This is a genomic window from Streptosporangium nondiastaticum, from assembly GCF_003011965.1.
Taxonomy (GTDB): domain Bacteria; phylum Actinomycetota; class Actinomycetes; order Streptomycetales; family Streptomycetaceae; genus Streptomyces; species Streptomyces nondiastaticus.
In genome coordinates this window covers 1-15800 of the sequence record NZ_PXWG01000153.1, presented here as the reverse complement: position 1 = coordinate 15800, position 15800 = coordinate 1, and the positions used below count along the sequence as shown (strand labels likewise).

Genomic DNA, 15800 nt, shown 5'->3' with positions numbered 1-15800 from the left:
GGCGGGGACGGCGCGCTGGGCGGCCCGGACGACGGCCGGCACGGCGAGCCCGGCGCCGGTGCCGAGGAGCGCGGTCCAGAGGGTGTAGGCGGGCCAGGTGGTGGCGGTGCCGAGGCGGGTGAGCAGGTACGCCCCGGCGGCGGCCGCGGCGCAGCCGGTCGCGGCGAAGAGCCGGCAGAGGCCGGTGCGGCGGGCGAGCTGTCCGCTGATGAGGGAGCCGAGGACGGCGCCGGCCGTCAGGGGCAGCACGAGGAGCCCCGAACGGACGGCGCCCGCGCCGTCGGCCATCTGCAGGAAGGTGGGCAGATAGCCGACGGCGCCGAAGAGGGCGGCTCCGGTGGCGGCGCCGGTGAGGGCGCAGGCGAGGACGGCGGGGCGGCGGAACAGCCGGGGCGGGAGGAGGGGTTCGGCCGCGAGGTTCTCGGCGACGACGAGGAGCAGCGCGGTGCCGAGCGTGGCCGCCGCGAGCCCGAGGGTGACGCGGGAGTGCCAGGGGTGGGCGGTGCCGGCCCGGGTGGCGAGCAGGACGAGGCAGGCCGAGAAGGCCGCGAGGAGGAGCGCGCCGAGGACGTCGAAGCGGGCGCGGCGCGCGGTTCCGGGGAGCCGCAGTCCGAAGGCGGCGGCGACGAGGGCGAGGGCGCCGAGGGGGACGTTGAGGTCGAAGCACCAGCGCCAGGAGGCGTGGTCGGTGAGGAGGCCGCCGAGCGGGGGCCCGGCGACGGTGCCGAGGCCGAACACGGCGGCGGCCGCGGCGAGATGGCGGGCGCGCTCGCGGGCCGGCACCAGGCCGGCGATGATCGCGTGGACGCCGGCCAGCACGCCGCCTCCGCCGATGCCCTGCAGGACGCGGAAGGCGACGAGCTGGTCCATGGTGTGCGCGCGGGCGGCCAGCGCGGAGGCGGCGGCGAGGAGGACGAGGGCGAAGGCGAACACGCCCTTGCGGCCGGTGAACTCGCCGAGCCTGCCGAACACGGGCAGGGCGGCGGCGGAGCCGAGCAGGTAGGCCGTGATCACCCAGGGCATGCGGCCGAGGCCGTGCAGCTCGCCGGCGACGGCGGGCAGGGCGGTGACGACGACGGTCTGGTCGAGCGCGGCGAGGAGCAGCGCGATCAGCAGGCCGGCGAGGACGACGCGCAACCTCCCCCGGCCGGCGGGGGGTTCGGGGGGCGCCTCGAAGACGGGGACGGCTTCGGGTGCGGGCAGGGCGGGCGCGTGCCCGTCGCTCTGTACCAAGGTGGTCCCGCCCACGTACCGCTCCCCTCGTAGCGCCTGCTATCGCCGCCCTTTTCTCGCATTTCGCGACAACGGCGAGCAACCGAGGGGATTGACCCGAGAGGCCATCCGTGGGGCTTTTGCGCCGGTCGGAGGCATACGGCGGCCCGGCGCGGCACCGGGGAAACCACCCGAAACGGTGAAGCCCGGACCGCGGCCGGTCCGGGCTTCCACCGATGGTGGCGGGGCCGCGCGGGGGCGGCCCCGGGTTACTTCTCGACCTCCGCGGCCAGCTTGGCGAGCACCGCGTCGTAGATCCGGCCGAGGCCCTTGGGGGCGAAGGTGCGCTCGAAGAAGCCGCCGATGCCGCCGGCGCCGTTCCACACGGTGCTGACGACGGCCTTGGCCTTGCCCTCTCCGGCCGGGGTGACGGTCCAGGTGGTCACCATGGAGGAGTTGCGGTCCTTCTCGACCAGCTGGCCGGTGGTGGGCTCGCTGACCTCCAGCAGGCAGTCGCGGACGCGCTTGCTGGTGGCCTGGAGCTTCCAGTGCACCAGGGTGCCCTCGCCGTCCCCGCCCTCGCGCACCTCGTACTCGCTGAAGTGCTCGGGCAGCAGCTTGGCCCGGGTGCCGGTGTAGTCCGCCAGCGCGTCGAACACCTCCTCGGGGTCCGCCGCGATGATCCGCTCCGTGGTGGCCTCGACCTGGCCCATGGCTTGTCCTCCGGACGTCGTACCGAACTGCTACGTGCTTCGCCGCACAGCCAACCACCAACGCCACACCCGCCCAAATCCGGACCCCCTCACCCGACGCGAACATGTGTTCTAATCTCGAAAGGGAGGGATCGACCGCGAGAACGATTCGGTAGCGATGTGAAGGAGGATCGCCATGCGCTGGTCCGGCCTGGGCGACGGAGGCGCCGCCACGGGCGCGCTCTTCGGCACCGACGTGGTGACGCGCACCCTGGACACCCCGGAGTTCCGGGGCGTCACCTTCCACGAGGTCCGCGCGAAGTCGGTCGTCAACCGGGTGCCGGGCGCCTCCCGGATGCCCTTCGAGTGGACCGTGAACCCCTACCGGGGCTGCACGCACGCGTGCGTGTACTGCTTCGCCCGCAAGACCCACAGCTACCTCGACCTGGACACCGGCCTCGGCTTCGACTCCCAGATCGTCGTCAAGGTCAACGCCCCCGAGGTGCTCCGCCGCGAGCTGGCCGCACCGCGCTGGCGCGGCGAGCACATCGCCATGGGCACCAACGTCGACTGCTATCAGCGCGCCGAGGGCCGCTACCGGCTGATGCCCGGCATCATCGCCGCGCTGCGCGACCGCGCGAACCCCTTCTCGATCCTCACCAAGGGCACGCTGATCCTGCGCGACCTGGAGCTGCTGCGCGAGGCCGCGGCCGTCACCGACGTCGGGGTCTCGGTCTCCGCCGGCTTCCTCGACCGCGAGCTGTGGCGCACGGTCGAACCCGGCACCCCCTCGCCCGAGCGGCGACTGGACGCAGTCCGCACGCTCACCGCCCACGGCATCGCCTGCGGCGTGCTGATGGCTCCGGTCATCCCCTTCCTCGGCGACTCCCCCGAGCAGCTCCGCGCCACGGTCCGCGCCGTGGCCGCCGCCGGCGCGACGTCGGTCACTCCGCTCGCGCTCCACCTGCGCCCCGGCGCCCGCGAGTGGTACATGGCCTGGCTGGCCCGCCACCACCCGCACCTGGTGCGCCGCTACGAGACGATGTACGCGGGCGGCGCCTACGCCCCCACGTGGTACCAGCGGCGCATCACCCGGCAAGTCCACGAATACGCCGCCGAATTCGGCATAGGCCCCACGCCTCCCGGGGCCCACCGCCGCGTCCCCGCCCCGCCGGATGCGGACCCGTCACCCCCGCAAGGGACCCAGCTCAGCCTGCTGTGAACCCCACCGCCGTACGGCCGTGGTGCGCGCCGCCGCCCCCGCCGGTCACGTGAGCCGCGCCAGCGCCTCGTGAGCCGCGGCCCGCAGCCGTTCGTGCTCGCGGGCCGCGACCAGGACGTCCTCGGCGCGGCGGTCGCCCAGGACGCCGAGGCCCTCCACGCAGGCGCGGGCGATCGGCCAGCAGTGGTCGCGGGCCGCCAGCAGCCGTTCGAGCGTGGCGAGCAGGGCGGGGACGGACTCGGGGGCGCGGAGCTCGGTCAGCAGGCGGACGGGGTGCAGGGCGTAGGCGGTGCGCAGCGGGTTGGTGGCGAGGGCCGCGGCCGCGCGGGCGGTGCGGGGGTCTCCGAGGCGGGCGAGGACGAAGGCGGCGGTGGCGCAGCGCACCGGTTCGCGGTAGTTGAGGAGCAATATGAGCGTTTCGAAGGCCCGCCGGTCACCCTCCGCGCCCAGGACGAAGGCCGCGATCTCGCGGGCCCACAGCGGCTGTTCGGGGGCGACCAGGATCCCGGCGAGCTCGTCCCGGCGGGCTCGCCGGGCGGGCGGGCCGCCGTCGCGCGAGCGGACGAGCGCGAGGAGCCGCTCGAAACCGGCGAACTCGGCGGACGTGACCAGCTCGGCCCGCACCCGCTTGACCAGCGCACGGAATTCCTCTTCTGCCCTCTCGGCTCCTGTCACTGCCCGCTTCTCCTCCCCGAGTGGCCTGTGCCACATGTTAGGTCGCCCGCCCAGACCCTGGCGCTCTTGGTTACCCGTGAGTTAATCTCCCGGCAAGAGCGGCACCCCCGCTCGGGCGGCCTGGTGACGCAGCCGCCCGCTCGCTTCGACGTCGGTTCGTCGGTTCGGCCCGTCGAGTACGGCACGGCCCCGGGACAGGGCCTGCCGGTCGCACAACTCCCTTTCCGCGGTCGCCCCTTACCCGTACCCGGAAACGCATCCGACCGACGCATCCCCGCGCGCACGGGGACCTTCTTCTGGAGTCTCGCGATGGACCGTACGTCCACCCCTCCGCCGGCCGAGCCGCCCAGCCTCCCGTCCCCCGCCCCCTTGCGGGCCGTCGCCGTCGTGGGCCTCGGCACCATGGGGGCCGGCATCGCCGAAGTCCTGGTCCGGGCCGGCCGTGACGTCGTGGGCATCGACGTCTCGGAGGCCGCGGCGGCGCACGCCGTCCGCGCGCTGGAGACCGCCACCGCCCGCGCGGTGCGCCGCGAGCGCATCACCGAGGACGAGCGGCGGGCCGCGCTGGCCCGCTTCCGCACGGCCACGGACCTGCGGGAGGCGGCCGGCGCCGACCTGGTGATCGAGGTCGTGCCCGAGGACTACGCCCTCAAGCACGAGGTGTTCACCGCGCTGGACGCGATCGTGAGCCCCGGCACGATCCTGGCGACGGGCACCAACGCGCTGTCCGTGACCCGGCTGGCCGCGGACTCGGCCCGCCCCGAGCGCGTCCTCGGGCTGCACTTCTTCAACCCCGCGCCGGCGATGAAGCTGGTGGAGGTCGTCTCGTCGGTGCTGACCGCACCCGCAGCCGTCTCGGCCGTCACCGCGCTCGCCCGCGAGCTCGGCAAGGAGCCCGTCGCGGTCGGCGACCGGCCCGGCTTCGTCGCCGACGGCCTGCTGTTCGGCTATCTGAACCAGGCGGCCGCGATGTACGAGTCGCGCTACGCCACCCGCGAGGACATCGACGCGGCGATGCGGCTGGGCTGCGGGCTGCCGATGGGCCCGCTCGCCCTGCTGGACCTGATCGGCATCGACACCGCGCGCACGGTCCTGGAGGCCATGTACGCGGCCTCCCACGACCGGCTGCACGCGCCCGCGCCCGTCCTCGGCCAGCTCGCGGAGGCGGGGCTGACCGGCCGCAAGGCGGGCCGCGGCTTCTACACCTACGACGGGCCGGACTCGGCCGTGGTCGTGCCGGACGCCGAGACCCCGGGCAGCGGCGGGGACGGGGCCGCGGCGGCACCGCGCGAGGTGCGCGCGGTCGGCGTGGCCGGGTCGGGCACGATGGCGAGCGGCATCGCCGAGGTCTTCGCCAAGGCCGGCCACCACGTGGTGCTCGCGGCGCGCACGCAGGAGAAGGCCGAGGCCGCCAAGGCGCGGGTGGCGAAGTCCCTCGCGCGCTCGGTGGACAAGGGCCGCCTCACGGCCGCCGAGCGGGACGCCGCCCTGGCGGCGATCGAGCCGGCGGGCTCGCTGGACGCGTTCGCCGGCGTCGACCTCGCGGTCGAGGCCGTCGCGGAGGACCTGGCGGTCAAGCAGCAGCTGTTCGGCACGCTCGACAAGGTCTGCCGGCCGGGCGCGGTGCTGGCCACGACCACGTCCTCGCTGCCCGTCGTCGCCCTGGCCCGCGCGACCTCGCGCCCGCAGGACGTCATCGGGATGCACTTCTTCAACCCGGCGCCGGCGATGAAGCTCGTGGAGGTCGTCCGCACGGTCCTCACCGCGGACGACGCGCACGCCACCGTCCGCGCGGTCTGCGCGAAGGTGCGCAAGCACGCCGTGGACTGCGGCGACCGGGCCGGGTTCATCGTGAACGCCCTGCTGTTCCCGTACCTGAACAACGCGGTGAAGATGGTGCAGGAGCACTACGCGAGCCCGGACGACATCGACGCGGCCATGAAGCTCGGCGGCGGCTATCCGATGGGCCCGTTCGAACTGCTCGACGTCGTGGGGCTCGACGTGTCCCTGGCCATCGAGAAGGTCCTGCACCGCGAGTTCCGCGACCCGGGCCTCGCCCCCGCTCCCCTGCTGGAGCACCTCGTGGCGGCGGGCTGCCTGGGCCGCAAGACGGGCCGCGGCTTCCGCGAGTATGCGAAGGCCTGACAGGACGGCGCGCGAGCGCGACGCGGGCTGGGGCGGACTGCTCGAACCGGGGGACGGTCCGTCCCGGCGCGCCCGTGCGGACGCGTGTTACGTTCCCCACATGCCCCAGCCCGCCAAGGCCGTCCGCGCTTCGCGCACGGCCGACGTAACACCCCGTGAGACCCGAGACCCGCACCCCGGCCCCGAGACCGCCGGCAGCCGCCGGGCCGCCGCCCAGCGCCTCACCATGCGCCGCAAACTCGCCACCGCCGCGATGGAGTTGTTCGCGACCAAGGGCTACGAGGCGACGACCGTCGACGAGATCGCGGCCGCGGCCGGCGTCGCCCGCCGCACCTTCTTCCGCCACTTCCGCTCCAAGGAAGAGGCCATCTTCCCCGACCACGACGACACGCTGGTGCGGGCCGCCGGGGTGCTGGACGCGGCCCCGCCGCACGAGAACCCCCTGGACACCGTCTGCCGGGGCATCAAGGAGGTCATGCGGATGTACGCGGCCTCCCCGGCCGTGTCCGTCGAGCGCTACCGCCTGACCCGCGAGGTGCCCGCCCTGCGCGAGCGCGAGATCGCCTCCGTCGCCCGCTACGAGCGGCTCTTCACCCGCTACCTCCTCGGCCACTTCGACGAGGGCGCGCACCACGTCGGCGACGACGACCCGCTGCTCGCCGAGGTCGCCGCGTCGGCCGTCGTCACCGCGCACAACCACGTGCTGCGGCGCTGGCTGCGCGGCGGCGGGCAGGGCGACGTGGAGACCCAGCTGGACCACGCTTTCGCGATCGTGCGGGAGACCTTCGGCACGGGCATCGGGGCCGGGCGCGACCGGCAGGCAAAGGCTCCGGGCGCGACGGCGCGGGCCGAGGGCGAGGTGCTGGTCACGGTGGCCCGGACGGACGCGCCGCTGGACGAGGTCATGCGGGCGATCGAGAAGGCGCTCAAGAAGAAGTAGGACATCACCCGATATTCACCGACGAAGGCCGCCCCCAAGGGGCGGCCTTCGTTGCTCATGCGTGCCCTCCGGATGACATCTGAGAGAAATTGTTGGCACCGAGTGTCTTGTCGTGTGGCACGGCGTGCCATACGTTGTGCGTGTCCGGGCGGCCGGCGCGCAGACGACAAGTGTCGTGCGCCGGCTGTCCCCACAAGAACGTTGTGCGCCCGGACGCCTGCGTCACAGGCACCCCCACCGCGCCCACCGGCGCCGGGTCGAAGCTGCACCGAGCACCGCCCCGCACCACCGCCGAACCGACGGCACCGCCTCAGCACCTCCCCCGCACCACCCCCGACGTTCCTTCAAGCCGTTCCCCAACGTGCTTCGCCGGAGGCAATACCGTGAACCAGATACTCGACGCCATCCTCGCGCCGGACAGTACGCCCGAGGACTTCGCGGCCCTGACCGTCCCCGACTCCTACCGCGCGGTGACCGTGCACAAGGACGAGGCCGGCATGTTCGAGGGCCTCTCCACCCGGGAGAAGGACCCCCGCAAGTCGCTGCACGTCGAGGAGGTGCCGGTGCCCGAACTCGGGCCCGGCGAGGCGCTCGTGGCCGTCATGGCCAGCTCGGTGAACTACAACTCCGTCTGGACCTCGATCTTCGAGCCGCTGCCCACCTTCGGCTTCCTGGAGCGCTACGGCAAGCTCTCCCCGCTCGCCAAGCGCCACGACCTGCCGTACCACGTCATCGGCTCCGACCTCGCGGGCGTGGTCCTGCGCACCGGCCCCGGCGTCAACGCCTGGAAGCCCGGCGACGAGGTCGTCGCCCACTGCCTGTCCGTGGAGCTGGAGTCCGCCGACGGCCACGACGACACGATGCTCGACCCCGAACAGCGCATCTGGGGCTTCGAGACGAACTTCGGCGGGCTCGCCGAGATCGCGCTGGTGAAGTCCAACCAGCTGATGCCCAAGCCGCGCCACCTGAGCTGGGAGGAGGCGGCGGCCCCGGGCCTGGTCAACTCCACCGCGTACCGCCAGCTCGTCTCCCGCAACGGCGCCGGCATGAAGCAGGGCGACAACGTCCTGATCTGGGGCGCGAGCGGCGGACTCGGCTCGTACGCAACGCAGTTCGCGCTCGCCGGCGGCGCCAACCCGATCTGCGTGGTCTCCAGCGACAAGAAGGCGGAGATCTGCCGCCGGATGGGCGCCGAGGCGATCATCGACCGCTCGGCCGAGGGCTACAAGTTCTGGAAGGACGAGCACGAGCAGGACCCGCGCGAGTGGAAGCGGCTCGGCAAGCGCATCCGCGAGCTGACCGGCGGCGAGGACGTCGACATCGTCTTCGAGCACCCGGGCCGCGAGACCTTCGGCGCGAGCGTGTACGTCACGCGCAAGGGCGGCACGGTCGTCACCTGCGCCTCGACCTCGGGCTACAAGCACGAGTACGACAACCGCTACCTGTGGATGTCGCTGAAGCGCATCGTGGGCTCGCACTTCGCCAACTACCGCGAGGCGTGGGAGGCCAACCGCCTCATCGCCAAGGGCAAGATCCACCCCACGCTGTCGAAGACGTACCGCCTGGAGGACACCGGGCAGGCCGCGTACGACGTGCACCGCAACCTCCACCAGGGCAAGGTCGGCGTGCTGTGCCTGGCGCCCGAGGAGGGCATGGGGGTCCGCGACGAGGAGATGCGGGCGAAGCACATCGACGCCATCAACCGCTTCCGGAACGAGTGAGAGCGCAGGAATGACTGAGCGTCAAAAGGACCGGCCCTGGCTCATGCGGACCTACGCCGGGCACTCGACCGCCGAGGCGTCCAACGAGCTCTACCGGCGCAACCTCGCCAAGGGCCAGACCGGTCTCTCGGTCGCCTTCGACCTGCCGACGCAGACCGGCTACGACTCCGACCACATCCTCGCCCGCGGCGAGGTCGGCCGGGTCGGCGTGCCGGTCGCGCACCTCGGCGACATGCGGCGGCTGTTCCAGGACATCCCGCTGGAGCAGATGAACACCTCCATGACCATCAACGCCACCGCCATGTGGCTGCTGGCCATGTACCAGGTGGTCGCGGAGGAGCAGGGAGCCGACGTCACCAAGCTGCAGGGGACGACGCAGAACGACATCGTCAAGGAGTACCTCTCGCGCGGGACGCACGTCTTCCCGCCGGGGCCCTCGCTGCGGCTGACCACCGACATGATCACGTACACGGTGGCGCACATCCCCAAGTGGAACCCGATCAACATCTGCAGCTACCACCTGCAGGAGGCGGGGGCCACGCCGGTCCAGGAGATCGCGTACGCGATGTCCACCGCGATCGCGGTGCTGGACGCGGTGCGGGAGTCCGGCCAGGTGCCGGAGGAGAAGTTCGGCGACGTCGTCGCCCGGATCTCCTTCTTCGTCAACGCCGGCGTCCGGTTCATCGAGGAGATGTGCAAGATGCGGGCCTTCGGCCGGATCTGGGACCGCATCACCCACGAGCGCTACGGCATCGAGAACCCCAAGCAACGCCGCTTCCGCTACGGCGTCCAGGTCAACTCCCTCGGCCTGACCGAGGCGCAGCCGGAGAACAACGTCCAGCGCATCGTCCTGGAGATGCTGGCCGTGACGCTCTCCAAGGACGCCCGCGCCCGCGCCGTGCAGCTGCCGGCCTGGAACGAGGCGCTGGGCCTGCCCCGGCCCTGGGACCAGCAGTGGAGCCTGCGGATCCAGCAGGTCCTCGCCCACGAGAGCGACCTGCTGGAGTACGACGACATCTTCGCGGGCTCGCACGTCGTCGAGGCCAAGGTGGACGCGCTCGTCGAGGAGTGCCTGGCGGAGATCGGGCGGATCCAGGAGATGGGCGGCGCGATGGCGGCCGTCGAGTCCGGCTACCTGAAGTCCCGGCTGGTCTCCTCGCACGCCGAGCGCCGGGCCCGGATCGAGGCCGGCGAGGAGAAGATCGTCGGCGTCAACTGCTACGAGTCGACCGAGCCCAACCCGCTCACCGCCGACCTCGACACCGCGATCATGACCGTGGACCCGGCCAACGAGGCCCGCGTCGTCGCCTCCCTGCACGCCTGGCGCGACGACCGCGATGAGGCCCGCGCCCAGGAGTCGCTGTCCGCGCTGAAGAAGGCGGCGGCGGGCTCGGAGAACCTGATGGCGGCCACGCTGGAGTGCGTCCGCGCCGGCGTCACGACCGGCGAGTGGTCATGGGCCCTGCGCGACGTCTTCGGGGAGTTCCGCGCCCCCACGGGCGTGAGCAGCGCCCCCGTCGCGGTCGCCGCGGAGGCCGGCACCCCGCTGGCCGCCGTCCGGGCCAAGGCGGCCCGCACGGCCGAGGAGCTGGGCGGCGGCCAACTGCGCCTGCTCGTCGGCAAGCCCGGCCTGGACGGCCACTCCAACGGCGCCGAGCAGATCGCCGTCCGCGCGCGCGACGCCGGCTTCGAAGTGGTCTACCAGGGCATCCGGCTCACCCCGGAGCAGATCGTCTCGGCGGCCGTCGCCGAGGACGTGCACTGCGTCGGCCTGTCGATCCTCTCCGGGTCGCACGCCGAGCTCGTCCCCGACGTCCTGGCGCGGATGCGCGCCGAGGGGGCCGGCGACGTCCCCGTCATCGTCGGGGGCATCATCCCGTCCGCGGACGCCACCGCGCTGCGGGCGGCCGGCGTCGCCGCCGTGTTCACTCCCAAAGATTTCGGCATCACGGAGATCATCGGACGTATCGTCGACGAGATCCGGAAAGCGAACCACCTCGACCCGCTGGAGGTCCCCGCATGACCGCCCACCCGTCTTCCACGAAGCCGCTGCGCCCGCGCCGCTCGTGCCTCGCGGTCCCCGGCAGCAACCCGCGCTTCCTGGAGAAGGCCCAGGGCCTCCCCGCCGACATGGTCTTCCTCGACCTGGAGGACGCCTGCGCCCCGCTGGCCAAGGAGGGCGCCCGCCACCTGGTCGTGGACGCGCTCAACAACGGCGACTGGACCGGCAAGACCACCGCCGTCCGCGTCAACGACTGGACGACGCACTGGACGTACCGCGACGTCGTCACCGTCGTGGAGGGCGCCGGCCCCAGCCTCGACTGCATCATGCTGCCGAAGGTCCAGGACGCCCAGCAGGTCGTCGCCCTCGACCTGCTGCTCACCCAGATCGAGAAGACCATGGGCTTCGAGGTCGGCCGCATCGGCATCGAGGCGCAGATCGAGAACGCCAAGGGCCTGGTGAACGTGGACGAGATCGCCGCCGCGTCGCCGCGCGTCGAGACGCTCATCTTCGGCCCGGCCGACTTCATGGCCTCGATCAACATGAGGTCCCTGGTCGTCGGCGAGCAGCCGCCCGGCTACCCGGCGGACGCCTACCACTACATCCTGATGCGCATCCTGATGGCCGCCCGCGCCCACGACCTGCAGGCCATCGACGGCCCGTACCTGCAGATCAAGAACGTGGAGGGTTACAAGGAGATCGCGCGGCGCTCGGCGGCGCTCGGCTTCGACGGCAAGTGGGTGCTGCACCCCGGCCAGGTCGACGCGGCCAACGAGGTCTTCTCGCCCTCGCAGGAGGAGTACGACCACGCCGAGCTGATCCTCGACGCGTACGACTGGTGCACGTCGGAGGCGGGCGGCAAGAAGGGCTCGGCGATGCTCGGCGACGAGATGATCGACGAGGCCAGCCGGAAGATGGCCCTGGTCATCGCGGGCAAGGGCCGGGCGGCGGGGCTGACCCGGACGTCGAAGTTCGAGATCCCGGAGGCCTGAGCACCGTGCAGTTCGGCCGGACTTACGAAGAGTTCACCGTGGGCGACGTGTACAAGCACTGGCCCGGCAAGACCGTCACCGAATACGACGACCACTTGTTCTGTCTGCTGACCATGAACCACCACCCGTTGCACATGGACAGCAACTATGCGGAGAAGACGACCGATTTCGGCAAGAACGTCGTGGTCGGGAACTACGTCTACTCCCTCCTGCTGGGCATGTCCGTCCCCGACGTCTCGGGCAAGGCCATCGCGAACCTGGAGGTCGAGTCGCTGAAGCACGTCGCGCCCACCTTCCACGGCGACACGATCTACGGCGAGACGCGCGTGCTGGACAAGACGCCGTCGAGGTCGAAGAGCGACCGCGGGATCGTCCACGTCGAGACCATCGGCTACAAGCAGGACGGCACCGTGGTCTGCACCTTCCGGCGGAAGGTGATGGTGCCCACCGCCACGTACATCAAGGAGCGCGGCGGGGAGCAGCCCGGCCGCCCCGATCCGATCATCCGGGAGAAGTGAGATGGGCCGCCTGGCGCAGACCGACGGGCTGACGGACGTCCAGCAGGAGATCCTCTCGACGGTCCGCGACTTCGTCGACAAGGAGATCATTCCGGTCGCCACGGATCTGGAGCACCGGGACGAGTACCCCACGCAGATAGTCGAGGGCCTCAAGGACCTCGGGGTGTTCGGCCTGATGATCCCGGAGGAGTACGGCGGGCTGGGTGAGTCGCTTCTCACATACGCGCTGTGCGTGGAGGAGATCGCCCGGGGCTGGATGAGCGTGTCGGGGATCATCAACACGCACTTCATCGTGGCGTACATGCTCAAGCAGCACGGCACCCAGGAACAGAAGGACTATTTCCTGCCAAAGATGGCGGCGGGGGAGATCCGGGGCGCGTTCTCGATGTCGGAGCCGGGCCTGGGCTCGGATGTGTCCGCAATCACATCGAAGGGCGTGCGGGACGGCGACGCGTACGTCCTGAACGGCCAGAAGATGTGGCTGACGAACGGTGGTACATCGACGCTGGTGGCGGTCCTCTGCCGGACGGACGAGGGGCACCCCGAAGGCACTGCGCCGCACAAGTCGATGACGACCTTCCTGATCGAGAAGGAACCGGGTTTCGGTGAGGTCAAGCCGGGGCTGACCATCCCCGGAAAGATCGACAAAATGGGTTACAAGGGCGTCGACACCACCGAGCTGATCATGGACGGTCTGCGGGTGCCGGCCGACCGCGTGCTCGGCGGGGTCACGGGCCGTGGCTTCTATCAGATGATGGACGGCGTCGAGGTCGGCCGGGTGAACGTCGCGGCGCGTGGCTGCGGAGTCGCACAGCGTGCGTTCGAGCTGGGGGTCGCCTACGCACAACAGCGGCAAACTTTCGGAAAACCCATTGCTCAGCACCAGGCCATCCAGTTCAAACTTGCTGAAATGGGGACAAAGGTCGAAGCCGCGCATGCGATGATGGTTAATGCGGCCCGGAAGAAGGACTCGGGCCGGCGCAACGATCTCGAGGCCGGAATGGCCAAGTACCTGGCCTCCGAGTACTGCAAGGAGGTGGTCGAGGACGCGTTCCGCATCCACGGCGGATACGGGTTCTCGAAGGAATACGAGATCGAGCGCCTCTACCGAGAGGCCCCCATGCTGCTCATCGGTGAGGGAACGGCAGAGATCCAGAAAATGATCATTGGTCGCCGGCTACTCGAGGAGTACCGGATCCAGGGATAATTGTTCCGGTTAGGGGTGGTTTGGCCGAGAAGAAGATCACACCCTGTCATCGGACTTCGGCCACGGACTGGCCCTGGCGCTTAGCCAGTTGCCGGTCGCAACCGATAGCATCCCCCGAAAGCCGCCGTCCCCCAATCGTTTCGCGGCACCCTCCGCTACGAAGGTCACCCATGCCCCACAGCTCTTCCTCTGCACACCGCGACAGCCTCGCCGGCGTTCGCCTCGCGCGCGGAGCATCGCCGTGGCTCCTCCCGACCGTCGCCACGGCGGCGGTAAGCCTGTCCCGCGCCCGGCGCTCCGGGCGCTGGGCCGCGCTGGCCGTGCCCACCACCGCGCTCGCGGCGGGCATGCTGTGGTTCTTCCGCGACCCCGAGCGCGACATCGCTCCGGGCCGGGTCATCTCCCCGGCCGACGGCGTGGTGCAGAGCATCATGCCGTGGAAGGACGGGCGCACCCGGGTCGCGATCTTCATGAGCCCGCTGAACGTCCACGTCAACCGGGCGCCGCTGGCCGGCACCGTGACGTCCGTCGAGCACATCCCCGGCGGTTTCGTTCCGGCGTTCAACAAGGAGAGCGAGAACAACGAGCGCGTCGTCTGGCACTTCGACACCGAGCTCGGCGACATCGAGATGGTGCAGATCGCCGGCGCCGTCGCCCGGCGCATCGTGCCCTACCTCACCGCGGACACCAAGGTGGAGCAGGGCGAGCGGATCGGCCTGATCCGCTTCGGTTCGCGCGTCGACATCTACCTCCCCGAGGGCGTCGAGGTCGCGGTCGAGGTCGGGCAGAAGACCACGGCGGGGGTGACACGCCTTGACCGTGATTGATCAAGAGGCATCGTGGGTGCCCGAGGCGGACGAGGCCGAGGACGCGGAGACCATGCCGCTGTCCACCCGGCTCTCAATAGCGGACACGCTCACGCTCGGTAACGCGATCTGCGGGTTCATGGCGGTGTACTTCACCACCACCGGCGTCCTCATCCCCCACCTCACGGGGAACGAGGACGGCGGCATGGCCCGCCACAGCGCGGCCACCGCGGTCATACTGATGCTCCTCGCATCGGTCTTCGACCTCTTCGACGGGCTCGTGGCGCGCAAGCTGCGCAGCTCGGCGATGGGCGCGGAGCTGGACAACCTCTCCGACCTGATCAGCTTCGGGCTCGCCCCGGCGTACTTCGTGGTCGTGTGGGGCATGGTCGCCGACGACGCCCACCAGCGGGTGTCGGCCGTGGCCGCGGTCGTGGTGCTGCTGGCCGTCGTCCTCAGACTGGCGCGCTTCTCGTGCGTCCAGCTGCGGGACGGCATCTTCCAGGGCATGCCGAGCCCCTTCGGCGCGCTCACGGTCGTCTCCATCGTGCTGCTGGAGCTGCCCTTCGTCCCGACGCTGCTGGCGATCGTGGGCGTGGCGTGGCTCATGGTGAGCCGGGTCGAGTACCCGAAGCCGCGGGGGCGCCTCGCGGTGGCGATGCTCAGCTGGATCGTGCTCAGCATGGGCCTGCTGGCGGCCTGGGCGTTCGACGCGCCCGGCGGCGAGCTGCTCCTGCAGACGGGCTGCGCGCTCCAGGTCGTCCTGGGCGCGGTGATCCCGCTCTTCGCGACGGCCCGCCGCGTGAACACGTTCCGCGACAACCGCCGCGAGGCGAGGGCGACGCAGCTTCCGTAGCGACTGCGTCGCGGGTGACCACGCGTGGGGCGCCCCGGACCTTGAGTCCGGGGCGCCCCACGCGGCGTTTCGGGGTCGGCCCGGCGCCTCCGGCGGGCCGGCTGCGGGGCGGCAAGAGGCCGGGCCTCTCAGCCAGCCGCCGCGACGTCGAGCGACCCGCACCGGGGAGGCCCGGCGATGCCGATCCGGCCCGAGGCCGCCCCCGGCGAACCGAACCCTCCGGCTCCGGGCCGAGGCCGGTCGAGAGGGCAGCCGCTTCTCATTTCCGCCGCGACGGCGAGCAACCCCCACCGGGGACGCCGGCGGTGCCGATCCGGCCCCAGGCCGTCCCTCGCAACGGTCGAGAGGGGCCTGCCCTCTCACTCCCGCCGCGACGGCGCGCAACCCCCACCGGAGGTGCCCGGCGGTGCCGGACTAGCCGAGGCAGTCTTCCGCGATCCGTTCCGCGGTCCGTTCCAGCAGCGGCCCGGCGAGGGCCATGCAGCGGGCCGGATCCGGCTCCAGGGACGTCAGAGCGTACGCACGCTCGATGCCCGCCGCGGACAGCTCCTCCGCCGGCAGGGCCAGCCGCCCGCACACCGCCACCACCCGCACGCCCCGCGCGCGGGCCGCCGCGGCCACCCCGGCCGGCGCCTTGCCCCGCAGGGTCTGCGCGTCGAGAGAGCCCTCGCCCGTAATCACGAGGTCCGCGCCGGCGAGCGCGCCGGCGAAGCCGAGGACGTCGAGCATGACCTCGATGCCGGGCCGGAAGACCGCGCCGAGCCCGGCGAGGGCCCCGTAGCCGAGCCCGCCCGCGGCCCCCGCCCCGGCCA

Annotated in this window: 14 protein-coding genes; 10 read left to right on the top strand and 4 right to left on the bottom strand. The window is 71.8% G+C overall.

Annotation, left to right across the window (positions count from 1 at the left end):
* Positions 1 to 1248 (bottom strand): MFS transporter (locus tag B7P34_RS31080; RefSeq protein ID WP_146166977.1); only part of this gene is annotated, 1248 nt, incomplete at its 3' end.
* Positions 1249 to 1481: 233 nt separating this feature from the next.
* On the bottom strand, positions 1482 to 1925 hold the full coding sequence (locus B7P34_RS31075; protein WP_030367816.1) for an SRPBCC family protein: 444 nt from the start codon (positions 1923 to 1925) through the stop codon (positions 1482 to 1484).
* Positions 1926 to 2100: 175 nt separating this feature from the next.
* Here B7P34_RS31075 and B7P34_RS31070 point away from each other — a divergent pair, with 175 nt between their 5' ends.
* Positions 2101 to 3126, top strand: coding sequence for an Rv2578c family radical SAM protein (locus tag B7P34_RS31070; protein WP_106681529.1), 1026 nt, complete (start codon positions 2101 to 2103; stop codon positions 3124 to 3126).
* Between the two features lie 45 nt (positions 3127 to 3171).
* On the opposite strand, the gene B7P34_RS31065 is transcribed toward B7P34_RS31070, so the two are convergent.
* Positions 3172 to 3801, bottom strand: a complete 630-nt coding sequence (locus B7P34_RS31065; protein WP_223268411.1) for a HEAT repeat domain-containing protein — start codon at positions 3799 to 3801, stop codon at positions 3172 to 3174.
* Positions 3802 to 4110: 309 nt separating this feature from the next.
* On the opposite strand from B7P34_RS31065, the gene B7P34_RS31060 reads away from it, so the two are divergent.
* The 9 genes from B7P34_RS31060 to pssA all read left to right on the top strand — a co-directional run bounded on the left by B7P34_RS31060 (position 4111) and on the right by pssA (position 14988).
* Positions 4111 to 5946, top strand: coding sequence for a 3-hydroxyacyl-CoA dehydrogenase family protein (locus B7P34_RS31060; RefSeq protein WP_106681527.1), 1836 nt, complete (start codon positions 4111 to 4113; stop codon positions 5944 to 5946).
* Between the two features lie 100 nt (positions 5947 to 6046).
* Positions 6047 to 6886, top strand: a complete 840-nt coding sequence (locus tag B7P34_RS31055) for a TetR family transcriptional regulator (protein ID WP_106681526.1) — start codon at positions 6047 to 6049, stop codon at positions 6884 to 6886.
* 383 nt (positions 6887 to 7269) lie between these two features.
* Positions 7270 to 8607 (top strand): crotonyl-CoA carboxylase/reductase, encoded by a 1338-nt coding sequence (ccrA, locus tag B7P34_RS31050; protein ID WP_106681525.1) that lies wholly within the window; start codon positions 7270 to 7272, stop codon positions 8605 to 8607.
* Between the two features lie 10 nt (positions 8608 to 8617).
* Positions 8618 to 10630: a protein meaA gene (locus B7P34_RS31045; RefSeq protein ID WP_106681524.1), complete on the top strand. Its 2013-nt coding sequence runs from the start codon at positions 8618 to 8620 to the stop codon at positions 10628 to 10630.
* Positions 10627 to 11601, top strand: coding sequence for an HpcH/HpaI aldolase/citrate lyase family protein (locus tag B7P34_RS31040; protein ID WP_106681523.1), 975 nt, complete (start codon positions 10627 to 10629; stop codon positions 11599 to 11601). The genes B7P34_RS31045 and B7P34_RS31040 overlap by 4 nt, the downstream gene beginning before the upstream one ends.
* A 5-nt stretch (positions 11602 to 11606) precedes the next feature.
* Positions 11607 to 12119: a MaoC family dehydratase gene (locus B7P34_RS31035; protein WP_106681522.1), complete on the top strand. Its 513-nt coding sequence runs from the start codon at positions 11607 to 11609 to the stop codon at positions 12117 to 12119.
* A 1-nt stretch (position 12120) separates the two neighbouring features.
* Entirely contained in the window at positions 12121 to 13326 is a 1206-nt protein-coding gene (locus B7P34_RS31030; protein WP_106681521.1) for an acyl-CoA dehydrogenase family protein, read from the top strand.
* 170 nt (positions 13327 to 13496) lie between these two features.
* On the top strand, positions 13497 to 14153 hold the full coding sequence (locus B7P34_RS31025) for a phosphatidylserine decarboxylase (RefSeq protein ID WP_106681520.1): 657 nt from the start codon (positions 13497 to 13499) through the stop codon (positions 14151 to 14153).
* Positions 14146 to 14988, top strand: coding sequence for a CDP-diacylglycerol--serine O-phosphatidyltransferase (gene pssA, locus B7P34_RS31020; protein WP_223268409.1), 843 nt, complete (start codon positions 14146 to 14148; stop codon positions 14986 to 14988). Before B7P34_RS31025 ends, pssA begins: the two co-directional genes overlap by 8 nt.
* Before the next feature lie 414 nt (positions 14989 to 15402).
* Here the strand turns inward: pssA and B7P34_RS31015 are convergent.
* Positions 15403 to 15800, bottom strand: a 398-nt coding sequence (locus B7P34_RS31015) for a glycerate kinase (RefSeq protein ID WP_146166976.1), incomplete at its 5' end; no start/stop codon positions are given.

Bases quoted from the DNA above. Each gene is read 5' to 3' on its own strand.
- B7P34_RS31040 (WP_106681523.1), top strand. From the start codon at position 10,627: ATGACCGCCCACCCGTCTTCCACGAAGCCGCTGCGCCCGCGCCGCTCG.
- B7P34_RS31055 (WP_106681526.1), top strand. From the start codon at position 6,047: ATGCCCCAGCCCGCCAAGGCCGTCCGCGCTTCGCGCACGGCCGACGTA.
- B7P34_RS31045 (WP_106681524.1), top strand. From the start codon at position 8,618: ATGACTGAGCGTCAAAAGGACCGGCCCTGGCTCATGCGGACCTACGCC.
- B7P34_RS31070 (WP_106681529.1), top strand. From the start codon at position 2,101: ATGCGCTGGTCCGGCCTGGGCGACGGAGGCGCCGCCACGGGCGCGCTC.
- B7P34_RS31030 (WP_106681521.1), top strand. From the start codon at position 12,121: ATGGGCCGCCTGGCGCAGACCGACGGGCTGACGGACGTCCAGCAGGAG.
- B7P34_RS31060 (WP_106681527.1), top strand. From the start codon at position 4,111: ATGGACCGTACGTCCACCCCTCCGCCGGCCGAGCCGCCCAGCCTCCCG.
- B7P34_RS31075 (WP_030367816.1), bottom strand. From the start codon at position 1,925: ATGGGCCAGGTCGAGGCCACCACGGAGCGGATCATCGCGGCGGACCCC.
- B7P34_RS31025 (WP_106681520.1), top strand. From the start codon at position 13,497: ATGCCCCACAGCTCTTCCTCTGCACACCGCGACAGCCTCGCCGGCGTT.